General features: G+C 74.9%; 18 protein-coding genes and 1 riboswitch. Of the genes, 11 read left to right on the top strand and 7 right to left on the bottom strand.

Features of this window, described 5'->3' with window-relative positions:
• Window positions 1-69 precede the first annotated feature (69 nt).
• Genes AB0J86_RS22785 through AB0J86_RS22770 form a run of 4 tightly spaced genes read left to right on the top strand, consistent with a single transcriptional unit; the run spans window position 70 to window position 3,971 of the window.
• Window positions 70-1,353, top strand: a complete 1,284-nt coding sequence (locus AB0J86_RS22785; protein ID WP_363859599.1) for an efflux RND transporter periplasmic adaptor subunit — start codon at window positions 70-72, stop codon at window positions 1,351-1,353.
• Window positions 1,350-2,153 carry an ABC transporter ATP-binding protein gene (locus tag AB0J86_RS22780; RefSeq protein ID WP_363859598.1) on the top strand — a complete coding sequence of 268 codons (804 nt, stop codon included), beginning with the start codon at window positions 1,350-1,352 and terminating at the stop codon, window positions 2,151-2,153. Before AB0J86_RS22785 ends, AB0J86_RS22780 begins: the two co-directional genes overlap by 4 nt.
• Window positions 2,150-3,388 carry an ABC transporter permease gene (locus AB0J86_RS22775; RefSeq protein WP_363859597.1) on the top strand — a complete coding sequence of 413 codons (1,239 nt, stop codon included), beginning with the start codon at window positions 2,150-2,152 and terminating at the stop codon, window positions 3,386-3,388. The genes AB0J86_RS22780 and AB0J86_RS22775 overlap by 4 nt, the downstream gene beginning before the upstream one ends.
• Before the next feature lie 13 nt (window positions 3,389-3,401).
• Window positions 3,402-3,971: a hypothetical protein gene (locus tag AB0J86_RS22770; RefSeq protein ID WP_363859596.1), complete on the top strand. Its 570-nt coding sequence runs from the start codon at window positions 3,402-3,404 to the stop codon at window positions 3,969-3,971.
• Between the two features lie 26 nt (window positions 3,972-3,997).
• Here AB0J86_RS22770 and AB0J86_RS22765 read toward each other — a convergent pair whose 3' ends face one another.
• The 3 genes from AB0J86_RS22765 to AB0J86_RS22755 are packed head-to-tail and all read right to left on the bottom strand — an operon-like array spanning window position 3,998 to window position 6,832.
• Complete coding sequence (locus AB0J86_RS22765; protein WP_363859595.1) at window positions 3,998-4,783, bottom strand: energy-coupling factor transporter transmembrane component T; 786 nt, start codon at window positions 4,781-4,783, stop codon at window positions 3,998-4,000.
• Window positions 4,780-6,225, bottom strand: a complete 1,446-nt coding sequence (locus AB0J86_RS22760) for an ABC transporter ATP-binding protein (protein WP_363859594.1) — start codon at window positions 6,223-6,225, stop codon at window positions 4,780-4,782. Before AB0J86_RS22760 ends, AB0J86_RS22765 begins: the two co-directional genes overlap by 4 nt.
• A gap of 16 nt (window positions 6,226-6,241) precedes the next feature.
• Window positions 6,242-6,832 carry an ECF transporter S component gene (locus AB0J86_RS22755; RefSeq protein ID WP_363859593.1) on the bottom strand — a complete coding sequence of 197 codons (591 nt, stop codon included), beginning with the start codon at window positions 6,830-6,832 and terminating at the stop codon, window positions 6,242-6,244.
• Window positions 6,833-6,912: 80 nt separating this feature from the next.
• Window positions 6,913-7,018: riboswitch (TPP riboswitch) on the bottom strand.
• A gap of 220 nt (window positions 7,019-7,238) precedes the next feature.
• On the opposite strand from AB0J86_RS22755, the gene AB0J86_RS22750 reads away from it, so the two are divergent.
• From AB0J86_RS22750 to AB0J86_RS22730, 5 genes are read left to right on the top strand one after another with little or no spacing between them, the layout of a single operon-like run.
• Window positions 7,239-8,333 carry a permease gene (locus AB0J86_RS22750; RefSeq protein ID WP_363859592.1) on the top strand — a complete coding sequence of 365 codons (1,095 nt, stop codon included), beginning with the start codon at window positions 7,239-7,241 and terminating at the stop codon, window positions 8,331-8,333.
• Window positions 8,333-9,172: a TIGR03943 family protein gene (locus tag AB0J86_RS22745; RefSeq protein ID WP_363859591.1), complete on the top strand. Its 840-nt coding sequence runs from the start codon at window positions 8,333-8,335 to the stop codon at window positions 9,170-9,172. Before AB0J86_RS22750 ends, AB0J86_RS22745 begins: the two co-directional genes overlap by 1 nt.
• A gap of 31 nt (window positions 9,173-9,203) precedes the next feature.
• Window positions 9,204-10,070 carry an alpha/beta hydrolase gene (locus tag AB0J86_RS22740; protein WP_363859590.1) on the top strand — a complete coding sequence of 289 codons (867 nt, stop codon included), beginning with the start codon at window positions 9,204-9,206 and terminating at the stop codon, window positions 10,068-10,070.
• Window positions 10,067-10,966, top strand: a complete 900-nt coding sequence (locus tag AB0J86_RS22735; RefSeq protein WP_363859589.1) for an AAC(3) family N-acetyltransferase — start codon at window positions 10,067-10,069, stop codon at window positions 10,964-10,966. The genes AB0J86_RS22740 and AB0J86_RS22735 overlap by 4 nt, the downstream gene beginning before the upstream one ends.
• A gap of 14 nt (window positions 10,967-10,980) precedes the next feature.
• Entirely contained in the window at window positions 10,981-11,730 is a 750-nt protein-coding gene (locus AB0J86_RS22730) for an SIS domain-containing protein (protein ID WP_363859678.1), read from the top strand.
• 37 nt (window positions 11,731-11,767) lie between these two features.
• Here the strand turns inward: AB0J86_RS22730 and AB0J86_RS22725 are convergent, their stop codons facing one another.
• The gene (locus AB0J86_RS22725; protein ID WP_363859588.1) at window positions 11,768-12,238 is read right to left on the bottom strand and encodes a DUF6069 family protein; all 471 of its coding nucleotides are present in this window, start codon (window positions 12,236-12,238) and stop codon (window positions 11,768-11,770) included.
• Window positions 12,239-12,437: 199 nt separating this feature from the next.
• On the opposite strand from AB0J86_RS22725, the gene AB0J86_RS22720 reads away from it, so the two are divergent.
• Window positions 12,438-12,803 (top strand): YciI family protein, encoded by a 366-nt coding sequence (locus tag AB0J86_RS22720; RefSeq protein ID WP_363859587.1) that lies wholly within the window; start codon window positions 12,438-12,440, stop codon window positions 12,801-12,803.
• Window positions 12,800-14,044, top strand: coding sequence for a DUF6596 domain-containing protein (locus tag AB0J86_RS22715; protein ID WP_363859586.1), 1,245 nt, complete (start codon window positions 12,800-12,802; stop codon window positions 14,042-14,044). The genes AB0J86_RS22720 and AB0J86_RS22715 overlap by 4 nt, the downstream gene beginning before the upstream one ends.
• A 117-nt stretch (window positions 14,045-14,161) precedes the next feature.
• Here the strand turns inward: AB0J86_RS22715 and AB0J86_RS22710 are convergent, their stop codons facing one another.
• From AB0J86_RS22710 to AB0J86_RS22700, 3 genes are read right to left on the bottom strand one after another with little or no spacing between them, the layout of a single operon-like run.
• Complete coding sequence (locus AB0J86_RS22710) at window positions 14,162-15,076, bottom strand: NADP-dependent oxidoreductase (protein WP_363859677.1); 915 nt, start codon at window positions 15,074-15,076, stop codon at window positions 14,162-14,164.
• 49 nt (window positions 15,077-15,125) lie between these two features.
• Window positions 15,126-16,076: an aldo/keto reductase gene (locus tag AB0J86_RS22705; RefSeq protein ID WP_363859585.1), complete on the bottom strand. Its 951-nt coding sequence runs from the start codon at window positions 16,074-16,076 to the stop codon at window positions 15,126-15,128.
• Window positions 16,077-16,094: 18 nt separating this feature from the next.
• Window positions 16,095-16,688: a helix-turn-helix domain-containing protein gene (locus AB0J86_RS22700; RefSeq protein WP_363859584.1), complete on the bottom strand. Its 594-nt coding sequence runs from the start codon at window positions 16,686-16,688 to the stop codon at window positions 16,095-16,097.
• Between the last annotated feature and the right edge of the window lie 112 nt (window positions 16,689-16,800).

Below are 16,800 nucleotides of genomic sequence, written 5' to 3'. Positions count from 1 at the left end.
CGCGCGTTCCCAGCCGGCTCCGAGGTAACCCCGGGTTCGCTTCGAGCCGCGCCGGCCAGGCTGGCCCGCATGCCTGTGCGACGTCTGGTCCGCGCACGCCGCCCGTGGATTCTCGTCAACGCCGCGCTCGGCGTGGCGGTGGCCGGTGGTGCGGTGTGGGCCTACACGAGCTTCGTCAAGCCCGAGTCGAGTTCGGCGGCGGGCACCGCGACCCGTACCGTCGCGGTGGCGCAGGGCCGGGTGACCGCGACCGTCTCCGCCTCGGGGTCGGTACGCAGCGCCAGCACCGCGAGCGCCTCGTTCGCCACCGCCGGTACGGTCACCGAGATCCGGGTCAAGGTCGGCGACCCGGTCGCCAAGGGCGCGGTACTGGCCAAGGTGGACCCGACGGCCGCGAACCGGCAGCTCACCGCGGCCCGGGACGATCTCGACGCGGCCGAGGCGGCGCTGGCGCGGGCCAGGTCGGCCGGTTCCGACACGGGCGACGCGCAGGCGCAGGTCGACAGCGCCGAACTGGTGGTGCGGCAGGCGCAGGACGCGGTCGACGGGACCACCCTCAAGGCGCCGATGGCCGGCACCGTGGTCGCGGTGAATGGCAGCGTCGGCGGTTCCTCGGGCGGGGGCGGCGGTTCCTCGGGGAGCGGCTCGTCCGGCTCCGGCTCGACCGGGGGCTCCGGCTCGACCGGTTCCGGGGCGAACGGCGGCTCCGGTTCGACCGGCGGCGGCGCGACGGGCGCGGCCGGTGGCGGTTCCGGCTCGTCCGGTTCCGGCTCGGGCGGCTTCGTCCAGCTGGCCGACCTGTCCAAGCTGGAGGTCTCCGCCGCGGTGGCCGAGACCGACGCGACCAGACTGAAGACCGGCCAACCGGCCACGGTGACCTGGAACGCGCTGCCCGGCGCCCGGGCCACCGGGCGGCTCGCCTCGGTCGACCCGACCGCCACCAGCGCGAACAGCGTGGTCACGTACGGCGTGACGGTCAGCCTGGACAGCCTGCCGGACGGGGTACGGGCCGGGCAGACCGTCAACGTCTCGGTGACCGTCGGCGAGGCCGACAACGTGCTCTACGTGAACCCGGCCGCGCTGACCACGGTCGGCAACCGGCACACCGTGACGGTGGTGGAGAACGGCCGGCAGGTGGTCCGGCCGGTGCAGGTCGGGCTCACCGGCGACCAGGCGGTGGAGATCACCTCCGGGCTGACGGCCGGCGAGCGGGTCGTGCTGAGGCTGGACGCCGGCACGACCGGCGGCGGCACCGGGGGCCGGTTCGGCGGTGCCGGCGGCTTCCCCGGCGGCGGTGGTTTCCCGGCCGGCGGCGGCTTCCCGGCCGGCGGCGGCGCGCGGGGTGGGCGGTGAGCGAGCCGACCGGGCCCGGCCCGGTCCTCGACGTCCGCGACCTCACCAAGGTGTACGGCGAGGGCGAGGCGGCGGTACACGCGCTGCGCGGCGTCACGGTCGCCGTCGAGCGCGGCGACTACCTCGCCATCATGGGCTCGTCGGGCTCCGGCAAGTCCACCCTGATGAACATCCTCGGCTGCCTCGACGTGCCGAGCGGCGGCCGGTACCTGCTCGACGGGGTGGACGTGAGCCGGCTCAACGACCGGCAGTTGGCGCTCGTACGCAACCGCCGGATCGGCTTCGTCTTCCAGGCGTTCAACCTGATCCCGCGTACCAGCGCGGTGGCCAACGTGGAGCTGCCGCTCGCGTACGCCGGGGTGCGGCCGGCCGAGCGGCGTCGCCGGGCGCTCGCCGCACTGGAGCTGGTCGGCCTGGCCGACCGGGCCGGCCACGAGCCGAACCAGCTCTCCGGCGGCCAGCAGCAGCGGGTCGCCGTGGCCCGCGCCCTGGTGACCGAGCCCGCGCTGGTGCTGGCCGACGAGCCGACCGGCAACCTGGACAGCCGCTCCACCGAGGACGTCCTGGCGATCCTCGACGAACTGCACGCGGCCGGGCGCACCATCGTGCTGATCACGCACGAGCCCGAGGTGGGCGCCCGGGCGAAGCGGCTGATCAAGCTCTTCGACGGGCAGATCGCCTCGGACGTACGCCAGGACGGCCCGGCGGGCCCCGGCGGGCCCGGTGGCGCTCCTGGCGATTCCGGGCCTGGTGACCGGCTCGGCGACCGGCCCACCGTCCCACTGGAGCGGATCCCGTGAGCTTCCTGGAGATCCTGCGGTTCGCCGTGCGCGGCGTGACCGCCAACAAGCTCCGCTCGGGGCTGACCATGCTCGGCGTCCTCATCGGCGTCGGCGCGGTGATCCTGCTGGTGGCGGTCGGCAACGGCTCGGCCAAGCAGATCACCGACCGGATCGCGGCCCTGGGCACCAGCACCCTGACCGTGCAGGGCACCGGCCGGGCGGCCGGTACCGGCATCACGCTCGACACCGCGCTGGCGCTGCAGGACCCCGTCCTGGCGCCGGACGTGAAGAGCGTCTCGCCGGTGGTCAACGCCTCGTCCACCACGATCACGTACCAGGGCTCCGACCACGCCGTGCAGCAGTTCGTGGGGACCTACCCGACGTACTTCGCCGCATCGAACAGCCCGGTCGGCGGCGGTGCGGCGTTCAGCCAGGACGACCTGGACCAGGGCCGGCGGGTGGTGGTGATCGGGCGTACGGTCGCCGACGAGCTCTTCCCCGGCACCGACCCGGTGGGCGCCCAGGTGACCGTCGACGGCGCCCTCTTCACCGTGGTCGGGGTGTTGCAGAACAAGAGCTCCGCCTCCGGCTTCGCCGACGCCAACGACGTCGCGATCGCCCCGCTGACCGCGGTCCGGCAGACCCTCACCGGGTACGGCCCGGTGAACTCGGTCGTGGTCGAGGCGACCAGCCCGGCGAAGGTCGCCGACGCGCAGGCCGAGGTCTCCACCATCCTCGACCAGCGGCTGCGGGTCGCCTCGACCGGTGCCGGCTCCGGTGCCGGTTCCGGTGGCGCGCGGGGGGCCAACGCGACGCCGTACCGGATCCAGAACGCGGCGCAGCTGCTGGAGACCCAGACCCAGACGGCGGACACCTTCACGGTGCTGCTCGGCGCGGTCGCCGGGATCAGCCTGCTGGTCGGCGGCATCGGGATCACCAACATCATGCTGGTCACGGTCACCGAGCGGACCCGCGAGATCGGCATCCGCAAGGCGCTCGGCGCGCCCCGGGGGGTGATCCTGACCCAGTTCCTCGCCGAGGCGACCATGCTCAGCCTGGTCGGCGGCGGGCTGGGCGTGGCCGCGGCGCTGGTCGGCAGCCACTTCACCATCGTCGGCGTCCGGCCGGTCGTCGTACCGAGCTCGATCGTGCTGGCGCTGGGCGTCTCGGTGGCGATCGGGCTCTTCTTCGGCAGCGTACCGGCCAGCCGCGCCGCGGGGCTGCGACCGATCGACGCACTTCGCTACGAGTGATCCGGGGAAACTGATGACGGAAGCAGTACGGCGGCCGGCCGACGACGACGGACTGGCCGGGGAACTCGCCGCGGCGGCGGGCCGGCGCTGGTGGAACCGCTGGACCGTCTGCCTCGGCGCGGCGGTGCTGCTGCTCGCCGGCTTCATCGTCGGCGTGCAGGTGCAGAGGTCGTACGGCGAGCCGACCCGGCCGGCGGCGGCCGGCGGCCAGCGGGGCGGCGCCGGCTTCGGCGGGTTCGCCGGCGCGCGGGGCGGCGCCCAGGGTGGCTTCCCGGCCGGCGCGGGCCGGGCCAGCGGGGCGCCCGGCGGCACCGCGGACAACGGCGCCGACACCGGCCAGGGCGGCGACGGCACCGGTACGGCGGCCACCACCGGCACCGTGAAGCTCGTGGACGGCACCACCGTCTACGTGCAGACCGCCGACGGGGAGGTGCTGACGGTGCGGACCGGCGGCGACACCGCCGTCCGAGTCGCCAGGGACGGCTCGCTCAAGGACCTCAAGGCCGGTGATCCGGTCACCGTCGAGGGCCCCAACTCGGCCGGTACCGTCACCGCGACCAGCATCACCGCCCAGCCGAAGTGACCCGCCCCGCCCGGCGCGCCGGCTGCTCAGCCGAGCAGCGGGCGGAACGTGCCCAGCAGGATGCTGACCGTCAGCGCCGCGCCGGCCAGGGCCGCGGCGCCGACCACGAGCGCCGCGTCGGCGGTGCCGAAGCGCTGCCGGCGGGCCACCGTACGGGGCAGGCCGGCGTCGAAGCCGCGCGCGTCCATCGCGGTGGCCAGCCGGCTGCCCCGCCGGATCGCCCCCACCAGCAGCGCGAACGCGGTCGAGGCGAACAGCCGTAGCCGGGCCACCGGGTTGCGGCCCGCGTCCACGCCCCGGGCCCGGCGCGCCATGCTCAGCATCTGCCACTCCTGGGTCAGCAGCGGCACCAGCCGGAACGCGGCCAGCGCGCCGATCGCGAAGCGCGGCGACGCCTTGACGTTCTGGACCAGGGCGTCGGCGAGATCGGTCGGATCGGTGGTGGCGAAGACCAGCACCCCGGGCAGCGCGACCGCGAGCATGCGCAACGCCAGGCCGAGCGCGGTGGTCAGCACCCCGGTCGTCACGTGCAGCGGACCCGCGTGCAGCAGCGTGGCGCCGCCCCGGTCGGCGGCGAAGAGCACGACCGTGAGCACGACGCCGAGGGCGCTGGCCAGCAGCGGCCAGGCGCGCCGGGCCAGCGTCCGGTACCGGACCCCGAACAGGGGGAGCACCGCCAGTTCGATCACGATCGCCACCGCGGGCGCGACCGGGTCCAGCGTGGCGACCATCGCGGCGGAGAAGACCAGCGCCGCGCAGAGCTTCGCCACCGGATTGCGCCGCCCGAGCGGGGCGGCGCCGCCCACGGTCACGGCGCGCCCACCGGGGCCAGGGTGGTGCTCCGGTCGGCGAGGGCGGCGACGAAGTCCGGGTCGTGGGTGACGGCGACGACGCCGTGCCCGTCGTCGCGCAGCCCGGCGAGCAGCTCCACCAGCTCGACCCAGGTACGCCGGTCCTGGCCGAACGTCGGCTCGTCCAGCACCAGCAGGCGGGGCGCCGTGGCCAGGGCGGTCGCGACGCTCAGCCGCCGCGCCTCCCCACCGGAGAGCGTGTACGGGTTGGCCGCGGCGAGCCGCTCCAGCCGCAGCCGGCCCAGCAGCTCGTCCACCGTGGAGCGGACGACCGGCTCCGGCCGGCCGGTACGGCGCGGGCCGAGGGCCAGCTCGTCGAAGACCGTGGCCGTGACGAACTGGTGCTCCGGGTCCTGGAAGACCGAGCCGATCCGGCGCGCCAGCACGGGCGCCCGCCAGCGGTGCGGAGCGCCCAGGTCCGCCGGACCGCGCGGCGCGTCCGGGCCGAGCAGCCCGGCGCCGGCCACCACCCGGCCGGTGCCGGGGCGCAGCAGCCCGCCGAGCAGCAGCGCCAGCGTGGACTTGCCGGCCCCGTTGGGCCCGCGCACGGCGAGCGCCTCGCCGGCGCGTACCCGCAGGTCGGTCGGGGCCAGCCGCGGTGCCAGGCCGAGCCGTTCGGCGGTGACCAGCGGCTCGCCCGGCGCCGTCCGGGCGCGCCGCGGCGGGACGGTGTGGCCGGGAACCCAGACGCCGGCCGCGGCCAGGGCGTCGCCGTGCGCGGCGAAGACGGCGGCCGGTGGCCCGTCGGCCCGGATCCCGCCGCCGGCCTCCAGGAGCACCACCCGGTCCACCAGGGGCAGCGCCTCGGCCACCCGGTGCTCGACCAGGACCAGCGTGGTGTCGCCGGTCACGGCGTCGCGTACCGCCGTGCGGACCAGCGCCGCGCCGGCCGGATCCAGGTTCGCGGTCGGCTCGTCCAGCAGCAACAGGCTGGGGCGCAGGGCGAGCGCCCCGGCGAGGGCGAGCCGCTGCTGTTCCCCGCCGGAGAGCGCGGCCGTCGGGCGGTCCCGGCCGTACGGGAAGCCCACCCGGCGCAGCGCCTCGTCGACCCGGGACCAGATGTCCTCGGCTGGTACACCCCGGTTCTCCAGGCCGAACGCGACGTCGTCGCCGGCGCGGGCCATCACGAGCTGGCTCTCCGGGTCCTGGAAGACGATCCCGACCCGCTCCCGGGCCTTCCCGCGCGGGTCGAGGCCGTCGATCTCGACGGTCCCCTCCTGCTCGCCGGAGTCCTCGGCGAGCAGGCCCGCGAGGGCGGCGAGCAGCGTGCTCTTGCCGGCGCCGGAGGGGCCGAGCAGCAGCACCCGCTCGCCAGACTCGATGCGCAGGTCGATGCCGCGTACCGCCCACGCCCGCCGCCCGGCGTGCCGCCAGCCGAAGCCGCGCAGCTCTACCGTGCCCACGTCCGCGCTCCGGGGATCAGATCGCGGCGCGTTCGCGCCCGGCGGGGAAGCGGTCCAGCGCGCCCGTCCCCGCCAGCGCCCGGGTCAGCGCCCAGGCCCCGACCCCGGCGATCACGGCCGAGCTGGCGACGGTGATCAGGGCGTACGGGATCCGGTACGAGCCGAGGGCGTACTCGCTGTTCCAGACGAAGAAGTCGAAGAGCGCCGCGCTGATCCCGGTGAGCGCCCCGGCCAGGATCGACACGGGCAGCCGGTACGAGCGGTAGCGCAGCGCCGCGAAGGCCAGCTCCGCCCCGAGCCCCTGCACCAGGCCCTGCGGGATGACCAGCGCGCCCCACTGGGCGCCGAGCAGCGCCGAGACCACCGCGGCCACCGTCTCGGTGTAGAGCGCGGCGCCCGGCTTGCGGATGATCAGCCCGCCGAGCACGGCCGGAAGCAGCCAGAGCCCGTAGAGCACGGTCTGGGCCGGCGGAAAGAACGCGAACGCCCCCTCGGTGGCGCTCCAGACGTAGTTCCAGGCCCAGAAGACCACGCCGGACGCGACCGCGATGACCGACGCGATGATGATGTCGATGGTGCGCCACCGGGGGTTGGTGGATGTCGCCATGTGCTGCCTCCCAGTCCTACGGACCGAACCAGGAGCTGTGACGTACGCCGCCGCCGGTCGTTGGCCGTACGGCGGCGCGGCTGGAGTTTCGACCGAACTCCCTGCGCTGGCATTACCCAGATCAGGTTCGAGGGTCTGCGGAGGTGTACCGCACTCTCAGCGCTGCGCGCTCCCCTGTCGGATGTGAAGTTGTTCCGCAGACGCTAGCACCGTCCAGGGGCGCCACGCAGCCGCGCGGACACCCGATGTGTCCGCCGACACCGGCCGCCGGGTTACAGTGCTCGTCGATGCGGCCCACGGCGCGGACCCGACCGGGTCGCGCGGGCCGGGTCGCCGAGCTACCGGGCCCGGGTCGCCCGGGCACCGAACCGGACGGGCCGCCGGGCCCGGGAGGGGACGAGAGACCGTGACCGTCCCGGAGCGCGCCACCGTCACGGCCGCCCCCGACACCACCTCGCCGGCGGGTGTCGCACCGCCCGAGAACGAGCGGCCGGAGAACGAGCCGGCGGGTGTCGCCGCCCCGCCGGACCGCACCGCCACCGGTCCGCGCCGGCGCGACGGGCGCTCGGTCGAGGTCCTCGCCGGGCTGCTGATCCTGCTGGTCATCTTCCGGGGACCGGTGGCCAACGCGATCTCGGACCCGCGGTTGCAGACCTGGACGACGGTCTTCGTCTCCGTGCTGGTGCAGGCGATGCCGTTCCTGGTCTTCGGGGTGGCGCTCTCGGCCGTGATCGCGGTCTTCGTGCCCCGGTCCTTCTGGGCCCGGGCGCTGCCGCGCCACCCCGCGCTGGCCGTACCGGTGGCGAGCTGCGCCGGCGTGGTGCTGCCCGGCTGCGAGTGCGGCTCGGTCCCGATCGCCGGTTCGCTCATCCGCCGGGGCGTCACCCCGGCCGCCGCGCTGGCCTTCCTGCTCGCCGCGCCGGCGATCAACCCGATCGTGCTCACCGCCACCGCGGTCGCCTTCCCGCGCGACCCCGAGATGGTGGTGGCCCGCGGGGCGGCCAGCCTGGTGGTGGCGATGGTGATGGGCTGGCTCTGGCTGCGCCTCGGCCGGGCGGACTGGATCCGGCTGCCGCACCGCCCGGACCTCGACGACCTCTCCAAGGGGCGGGCGTTCTGGGCGGCGGTACGGCACGACGTGATGCACGCCGGCGGATTCCTGGTGCTCGGCGCGATGGCGGCGGCCAGCATCAACGTCCTGGTGCCGGAGCGGTGGTTGCAGACGCTCGCCGGCAACGCCGTGCTCTCGGTGATCGCGCTCGCGGTGCTGGCCGTGCTGCTGTCGATCTGCTCCGAGGCGGACGCCTTCGTGGCCGCCTCGCTGTCGCAGTTCTCGTTGACCGCCCGGCTGGCCTTCCTCGTGGTCGGCCCGATGGTCGACCTCAAGCTGATCTCCATGCAGGCCGGGGTCTTCGGCCGCCGGTTCGCGTTCCGCTTCGCGCCGGCGACGTTCGCGGTCGCCGTGCTGGCGGCCGTCGGGGTGGGAGCGGTGGTCCTCTAGTGCACAAGCAGGCGCAGGCCGTCGTGTTGTTGCTGCTCGGCGGCTCGGTACTGAAGGCGAGCGTCACCGACCTGTACCTGCGCTACGTGAAGGAGGGCCTGCGCCCGTTCCTGATCGTCGCGGGCGCGCTGCTGGTGGCCGCCGCGGTGATGACGCTCGTGCACGACCTCTGGCCGTCCCGCCGCGCCGCCGCGCCCGGGGATGCCGCGCCGGGCGGGGCCGCGCCGGGGGACGTCGCCCCGGGCGGCGCGTCGGGGGATGCCGCCCCGGGCGGTGTCGCGCCGGGCGGCGCGGAGGCGGCCGGCCACGGCCACGCGCACGACCACGGGCCCGGCGGGCACCACGAGCCGCGGGTGGGCTGGCTGCTGATCCTGCCGGTGCTCGGTCTCCTGCTGGTCTCCCCGCCGGCCCTCGGGTCGTACGCGGCCGGGCAGGCCGGCACCGCCCTGACCGCCCAGCAGGTCTCCGACTATCCGCCGCTGCCGGCCGGCGATCCGGTCCGGATCAGCCTGCTGGACTACGCGTCCCGGGCGATCTTCGACAAGGGCGCCTCGCTCGGCGACCGGCGGGTGCGGCTCACCGGCTTCATCGCCACCGAGCCGAACGGGGAGCCGATCCTGGCCCGGATCATCCTCTCCTGCTGCGCCGCCGACGGCCGTCCGATCAAGCTCGGCATGACCGGGGAGGCGCCGGCCGGGCTCGCGGCCGACAGCTGGGTCGAGGTGGTGGGCCGCTACACCGACCGCAGCGCGAAGGACCCTGTCAACGGCGAGGAGATCCCGTACGTCGAGGTCGAGTCCTGGCGCCAGATCGATCCGCCGAAACAGCAGTACGAGTGACGGCCGGGCCGGCTGGGTAGGCTGCTGTGCCATGCCTCCGAACAACGACGGCGCGCGTCCGGCACACGAGGCACGGACGCGCGTCGATGCCCGTGGACTGACCTTCGACGTACACGCCGGTGGCGCCGCGGACGGCGAACCCGTGCTGCTGCTGCACGGATTCCCGCAGCACAGCGGCGAGTGGGACCTGGTCCTGCCGGCGCTGCACGCCGCCGGGCTGCGCAGCTACGGCCTCGACCAGCGCGGCTACTCGCCCGGTGCCCGGCCGCCCGCGGTGGCGGACTACGCGGTCCCCGAGCTGGTCGCCGACGCCGTCGCGGTGCTCGACGCGCTCGGCGTCGAGGCGGCGCACGTCGTCGGGCACGACTGGGGCGCGATAGTGGCCTGGCGGTTGGCCGCCGAGCACCCCGACCGGGTCCGCACCCTGACCGCCGTCTCCGTGCCGCATCCGGTGGCGTTCGCGCACGCCATGGCGAACGACCCCGACCAGCGTGAGCGCTCGGCGTACGTCGGCATGTTCCGGCAGCCCGGCACGGCCGAGGAGGTGCTGCTCGGAAACGACGCCGCCGGGCTGCGCCGGATTTTCGCGGGCGTCGGGGCCGACCGGGCCGAGCGGTACGTCGAGCCGATGCTCGCCCCGGGCGCGCTCACCGCCGCCCTGAACTGGTACCGGGCGCTGACCCCGGCGGGGCTGGCGGTGGGACCGGTCGAGGTGCCCACCACCTTCGTCTGGAGCGACGGCGACGCGGCCGTCGGTCGTACCGCCGCCGAGGCGTCCGCCGCGCACGTGACCGGCGACTACCGCTTCGTGGTGCTCTCCGGCGTGACGCACTGGATCCCGGACGAGGCCCCCGACGCGCTCGCCGCCGCCGTGCTGGAGCGGATCGGGCGGCCGTGAACGAGGTCGACCAGGCCGGCCCGCACACCCGCGCGACCCTCGCCGAGCAGCTGCGCCGGCTCGGCGTACGGGCCGGCGGGACGCTGCTGGTGCACTCGGCGATGCGTCCGATGGGCTGGGTCTGCGGCGGGCCGCAGGCGGTGGTGCTGGCCCTGCGGGACGTGCTCGGGGCGGACGGCACGCTGGTGGTGCCGACCCACACCCCGGGCAACTCGGACCCGGAGACCTGGACCAACCCGCCCGTACCGCGGCACTGGTGGGAGACGATCCGGGAGCAGATGCCGGGCTTCGACCCGGCGGTCACGCCGAGCCGGTGGATGGGCGCGGTGGCGGAGACGGTCCGGACCTGGCCGGGGGCGCTGCGCAGCGACCACCCGCAGGTCTCCTTCGCGGCGCTGGGGCGCTCGGCCGAGGAGATCGTGGCCGACCACCCGCTGACCGGCATGCTCGGGGATGAGTCCCCGCTGGCCCGCCTCTACGCGCGCGACGCGCAGGTCCTGCTGCTCGGTGTCGGGCACGACTCGAACACCTCCCTGCACCTGGCCGAGTACCGGGTGCCGGAGCCGCCGCTGGAGCGGGCCGGCGCCGCGGTCCGGCGCGCCGACGGCGGTAGCCGCTGGGTCTGGTGGCGGGACGTGGTGCTGGACGCGAGCGACTTCGACCGGCTGGGCGCCGACTTCGAGAGCAAGGGCGGGGTGGTCACCGGACCGGTCGGCGGCGCGGTGTGCCGGCTGATGGACCAGCCCGCCGTGGTCGACTTCGCGGTGGACTGGATGGTCCGCAACCGCGGCGCCGCCGGCCGCGGTCCGGGCGCCGCCGCCGCGACGGCGGGTGAGTCCGGCCGGGCGGAGACCGACGGCGGGAGCGGACGACGAGGTTCGGGGGAGAGCGCATGACATCCGGAGGAGACATGACGTTGAGCGCCGAGGGCTACCTCGCGGTCGCGGTCGAGACGATGCGGCGGGTCGCCGCCGGCGCGCGGGACGAGGTGGGCCGGGCGGCCGACCTGATCACGACCGCGCTGCGGTCGGACGGCGTGATCCATGCCTTCGGTACCGGGCATTCGGAGGCGCTGGCGATGGAGATCGCCGGGCGGGCCGGCGGCCTGGTACCGACCAACCGCGTCGCGCTGCGGGACCTGGTGCTGCACGGCGGGGAACCGGCCAGCCTGCTCGGCCCGATGCTGGAACGCGACCCCACCGTGGCGCACCGGCTCTTCGAACTCGTACCGGTACGGCCGCAGGACGTCTTCGTGCTGGCCTCGAACTCCGGCGTCAACGGGGCCATGGTCGAGTTCGCGCTGCTCGTGAAGGAGCGGGGACACGGGCTGATCGCGATCACCTCGCGGGAGCACTCGTCCCGGGTCGACTCGCGCCACCCGTCCGGGCGCAAGCTCTCGGACATCGCCGACGTGGTGCTGGACAACGGCGCGCCGTACGGGGACGCCGCCCTGCCGCTGCCCGGCGGAGGCGCGGTCGGCGCGGTCTCGTCGATCACGGCCGCGCTGCTGGCCCAGCAGATCGTGGTGGAGGTGGTGGCCCGGCTGGTGGCGGCGGGGGAGACGCCGCCGGTCTACCTGTCGGCGAACATCCCGGCCGGCGACGCCCACAACAACGAACTGGAGGCCCGCTACACGGGGCGGATCCGGCGCGGCTCCTGACCTCGCCGCGCCGGACCACGACCGGTTCGCGTCGGATTCAGCCTCGGCCGGCGCGACCCGGGGCGGACTCCAGCCGCCGGGTCACGGCCGGGATCACGAGCGCCGCGGCCACCAGGTGCGCCAGGGCGAGCATCAGCCGGGTCGACCAGGCGGTGTCGCCGGCGGCGAGCGGCCCGACCAGCGAGAGCAGCGTGAGCGCGAGGGTGGCGCGCAGGTACGTCCGGGCGGGGCGGAGCGCCCAGCGGGCGAGCGCCACCGCCAGCACGGTGCCCCAGAACGTGGAGATCACCGTTCCCATCGCGAACATGCCAACGGTGATCGGCTCCGCGTGGTCGGCGCCGACGTTGCCCGCGTACATCGGGATGCCGACGGAGCGGGCGACCAGCCCGTACAGTTCGGTCGTGACGGCGGCGGCCAGGCCGGCCAGCGCGCTGACCAGCCATACCGGCAGGCGGTGGAGCGATCCGGCCGGCCGGATCGCGAGCGTGGTGGCGGTGCTCTGGGTCATCGGACTCCTCCTCGGCTTCGTGGCTCTGCTCGCCATGTGGTCGGAGCCCGACCGGCGGTCTCGACAGGCGGCCGGCGAAAATCTGCCGGCGAGATTTCCTGGAAAAATTCCGCCGGCGGATGTCGAGGACGCGCCGGGCGCTCCGACCCGAGGGTGACGGCGCGCCGGCGGGGGCGCGCGGCAGGCGAGGGAGGACGATGTGAAGTACCTGCTGATGATCTACGGCAACCAGGAGAAGTGGGACTCGTTCCCGGCCGACGCGTGGCCCGAGGCGGTCGCCCGGCAGGAGGCGTTCAACCGGAAGTACCGCGACAGCGGCGAGCTGCTCGGCGCGTACGGGCTGGCCGACGCCGTCGCCGCCAAGCTGGTACGGCGTACCGGCGAGGGCGCTCCGGCCGTGACCGACGGGCCGTACCTGGAGACGAAGGAGTACATGGCCAGCTTCTACCTGCTGGACTGCGAGAACGAGGAGCGGGCCCTGGCGATCGCGGCGGACATGCCCTTCGCCGACTCGGACCCGGTCGAGCTCTGGCCCATCCTGCACGAATCCCCGACGGAGCAGTGAGTCAGGACCACCGGGCGGAGGACCTGCTGCGCGAACTCGCGCCGCAGGTCCTCGCCGTGCTCGTGCGCCGGTACGGGCAGTTCGACCAGTGCGAGGACGCCACCCAGGAGGCGCTGCTGGCGGCGGCCCTGCGCTGGCGGGCGGAGGGGATTCCGGAGAACCCCCGAGGCTGGTTGATCACCGTCGCCGTCCGCCGGTTGCTCGACCAGATACGCAGCGAGCTGTCCCGCCGCCGCCGCGAGCAGCAGTTGGCGGCGGCGACACCCCAGGCGGAGCTGCTCGGCGGCCCGGCCGACGCCGATCCGGGTACCGACCGGGACGACTCGCTGGCGCTGCTCTTCCTCTGCTGCCATCCGGCGCTCTCCGCGCCCAGCCAGATCGCGCTGACGCTGCGCGCGGTCGGCGGCCTGAGCACCGCGCAGATCGCCGCGGCGTTCCTGGTGCCCGAGGCGACGATGGCCCAGCGGATCAGCCGGGCCAAGCAGAGCATCCGGGCCGCCGGGATGTCGTTCGAGGCGCCGACGGGGCCGAAGCGGGCCGAGCGGGTAGGCGTCGTCCTGCACGTGCTGTACCTGATCTTCAACGAGGGCTACACCGCCAGCGGCGGCCCGGACCTCACCGCGCCCGCCCTCTCCGACGAGGCGATCCGGCTCACCCGCTGGCTGCGACGCCTGCTGCCGGACGACCCGGAGGTGGCCGGGCTGCTCGCCCTCATGCTGCTGACCGACGCCCGACGGGCGGCGCGCACCCGGCCGGACGGGAGCCTCGTGCCGCTGGCCGAGCAGGACCGGAGCCGCTGGGACCGGGAGCGCATCGCCGAGGGGGTCGAACTGGTGGGCGGCGCGCTGCGCCAGGGGCGCGTCGGGCCGTACCAGTTGCAGGCGGCGATCGCCGCGGTCCACGACGAGGCGGAGGACGTGACGGCCACGGACTGGCCGCAGATCCTCGGCCTGTACGACCTGCTGGAGCGGATCGCGCCCAACCCGATGGTGACCCTCAACCGGGCGGTCGCCGTGGCGATGGTGCGCGGGCCGGCCGCCGGGCTGGAGCTGCTCGCCACGCTGGAGTCCGACAACCGGATGGCCCGTCACCACCGGCTGCTCGCCACCCGGGCCCACCTGCTGGAGCTGGCCGACCGGCGGGCCGAGGCCGCGGCGGACTACCGGGCCGCGGCCCGCCGGGCGACGAGCCTGCCCGAGCGGCGGCACCTCACCGTCCGGGCAGCCCGCCTCGACGCGTGACAAGGCAGCGCGGTCGCCCGGGAACGACGTGACTCCCGCCGGCGATCGCCTGGAACGCCGGAACGCCGGGACACCCGCCGGCGCTCGCCCGAGCCGGCCGGCGACGGCCGCCGCCGGCTACATCGCGGCGAGGACGATCTTCCCGCGTACGTGTCCGGCCTGGCTGTCGCGGTGCGCGTCGGCGGCGTCGGCCATGGGGTACGTGCCGGCGACGGGCATGGTGAGGTTGCCGGCGACGACCATCGCGGCCGCTTCGGCGAGAATGCGCGGCATCTCGCGTGGTTCGTCGTAGAGGTAGCGCACGCCGAGGTCCGCGGCGCTGGGGTCGGCGATGGTGACGACCTGGTCCCGGTCGCCGGTCAGCTCGACCAGGGCGGGTAGCGAACCGCGCCCCGAGGCGTCCAGCGCGGCGGCCACACCGTCGGGCGCGACCCGCCGTACCCGCTCGGCGAGGCCGTCCCCGTAGGTGACGGGTACGGCGCCGATGGACCGCAGGTAGTCGTGGTTGCGCGGGCTGGCGGTGCCGATCACGGTTGCCCCGCGCCGCGTGGCGAGCTGCACGGCCACCGTCCCGACGCCGCCTGCCGCACCGTCGACCACGATCGTGTCGCCCGGCGACAGGCGCAGGTGGGCGAGGGCGTGGTGGGCCGTGGTGGCGGCCACCGGCAGGGCCGCCGCCAGCTCCCAGGAGAGCGGGGCGGGCTTACGGGCGATGGCGTCGCGCCTGGCGAGGGCCAGCTGGGCGTAGCTGCCCGAGGTCGCCTTGCCGAACACCTCGTCACCGGGCTCGACGTCGACCACGTCCGGCCCGACGCGGTCGACCACGCCGGCCACGTCCACTCCGGGCACCGCCGGCAGCGGTACCGGCATCACCTCGGCCAGGGCGCCGCTGCGGATCTTCCAGTCGATCGGATTGACACCGGCCGCCCGTACCTCGATCCGGACCTCGCCGGGGCCGGGCTCCGGCGCCGGCAGCTCCGCCAGCCGCAGTACGTCGGTGTCGCCGTACTCGAAGAAGACCACTGCCTTCATCATCCACTCCAATCCGCGGGACCGTCGTTGCCGAGCCGTCGGACCGGGTTCACGCGGCCGCGTCCAGCCGCGCGCGTAGCGCCTCCGGGAGCACCAGGGCGGCACCCGCCAGGGCCTCCTCTAGCTGGGCGACGCCGCTGACTCCGACGATCGGCGTCACCGCGGGGACGCCCCCGGTCAGCCAGGCGAGCACGACCTGGTTGCGGGTGACGCCCAGTTCGTCGGCGACCTCGGCGAGCATGGCCAGCCGCCGGGCCGTGCCCGGATGGTCGTACGCCTCGGGCAGCGGCCGGTCGTCGCGGGTGTAGGCGCCGTTGAGCAGCGGGGTGTACGCCCAGAGGACGAGTTCGCCATCCGAGCTGACGTAGTCGAGCACGTCGTCCGTCACCCAGCCGAAGCGGTGGCTCTGGTCGGGAACGGGCGCGCCCGGGCGCGGGCTGACGTACGAGTGCCGCAGCTGCAACGCGGTGTAGCCCGGCCATCCGTTCGTCCTGGCGACGCCGCGAGCGCGCTCCACCCGCCAGAGGGCGTGGTTGGACGCGCCGAGCCTGTCGACGGCTCCGGACGTGACGAGCTCCGCCAGCGCCTGCCCGGTCTCCTCCAGCGGCACCGACCGGTCCTCCATGTGCGTCCAGAGCAGGTCGAGCCGATCGGTACGCAGACGCTGGAGACTGCCCTCGACCGCCGTCTTGATCGCCTGGGCCGAGAGCCCTTCCCGGTTGTCCGGCCAGGTGCCCGGGCCGACCGGCTGGGCGCCCAGCTTCGTGCTGAGCCGCACCCGGTCACGGAGACCGGGACGCCGGGCCAGCCATTCGCCGATCACCCGTTCGCTGTGGCCGCCGGCACCGTCCGGGTCGGCCCAGAACGCGTAGCAGTTCGCCGTGTCGATCAGCGTGCCGCCCGCGTCGACGTACCGGTCGAGCAGCTCGAACGCGGTCCGCTCGGGCACCTGGCTGCCGAAGCGCATCGCGCCGAGGGCGAGGTTCATCGTCTCTGCCATGTCTGTTCTCTTTCCTCGTCAGGATCGCCCGGGTAGGGGTGGCCCGGGCGTGGGGTCCGGCGGGTCGGCGAGGGCGTGTACGCCCGCGCGGATCCGGTCGGTGTCCATGTGCCGGTGCTCGCGGAGGTAGTCGACGACATCGGCGCGGAGCGCGGTGAAGACGGCGTGGGCGAGGTACCCGGCGTCGACCGTCGGCCGTGCCGCGTGGATCCGGTCGGCGAGTTCGTCGATCCAGAACTGGCTGGCGGGATTGGCGTAGTAGGCGTACGGCCCGTACTGCTCCAGCGCGCGGATGAGCCTGCGGTTCTCCAGGACGAAGTCGAACAGCGCGTCGAGATAGACGTGCAGGCGTACGACGGGGTCTCCGCCGGGCCCGAGCGGGGGTTCTCCGGATCGCACGCGGTCCTGGAGGGCGGTGACGCGCGGCGCGATGAGCGCGCCGACCAGGCCCAGCAGGTCGCCGAAGCGGCGCACGACCGTGGCCTTGCCGACGCCGGCCGCCTCGGCGATGCGGGCGAGGCTGACGTGGTCCAGATCCTCGCGCTGGAACAGCGCTTCCGCGGCGCTCAGTACCGCGGCACGGTTACGGACAGCATCCGCCCGTTCGGCCACCGCCACACCCCCGTACACAAATGGACCAGCGGTCCATATCTTACCGGACCGCCGGACCGTTTCGTTCGCCGCCCTCGTCGGCAGCCAGGGCCGACACCCACGGCACCGGCAT

Source organism: Micromonospora sp. NPDC049559, assembly GCF_040676675.1.
GTDB lineage: Bacteria > Actinomycetota > Actinomycetes > Mycobacteriales > Micromonosporaceae > JBFAPK01.
The sequence above is the reverse complement of the archived record's forward strand: the minus strand, read 5'-3'. Positions and strand labels throughout refer to the sequence as shown.

Bases quoted from the DNA above. Each gene is read 5' to 3' on its own strand.
- AB0J86_RS22785 (WP_363859599.1), top strand. From the start codon at position 70: ATGCCTGTGCGACGTCTGGTCCGCGCACGCCGCCCGTGGATTCTCGTC.
- AB0J86_RS22770 (WP_363859596.1), top strand. From the start codon at position 3,402: ATGACGGAAGCAGTACGGCGGCCGGCCGACGACGACGGACTGGCCGGG.
- AB0J86_RS22755 (WP_363859593.1), bottom strand. From the start codon at position 6,832: ATGGCGACATCCACCAACCCCCGGTGGCGCACCATCGACATCATCATC.
- AB0J86_RS22740 (WP_363859590.1), top strand. From the start codon at position 9,204: ATGCCTCCGAACAACGACGGCGCGCGTCCGGCACACGAGGCACGGACG.
- AB0J86_RS22730 (WP_363859678.1), top strand. From the start codon at position 10,981: ATGACGTTGAGCGCCGAGGGCTACCTCGCGGTCGCGGTCGAGACGATG.
- AB0J86_RS22725 (WP_363859588.1), bottom strand. From the start codon at position 12,238: ATGACCCAGAGCACCGCCACCACGCTCGCGATCCGGCCGGCCGGATCG.
- AB0J86_RS22710 (WP_363859677.1), bottom strand. From the start codon at position 15,076: ATGAAGGCAGTGGTCTTCTTCGAGTACGGCGACACCGACGTACTGCGG.
- AB0J86_RS22705 (WP_363859585.1), bottom strand. From the start codon at position 16,076: ATGGCAGAGACGATGAACCTCGCCCTCGGCGCGATGCGCTTCGGCAGC.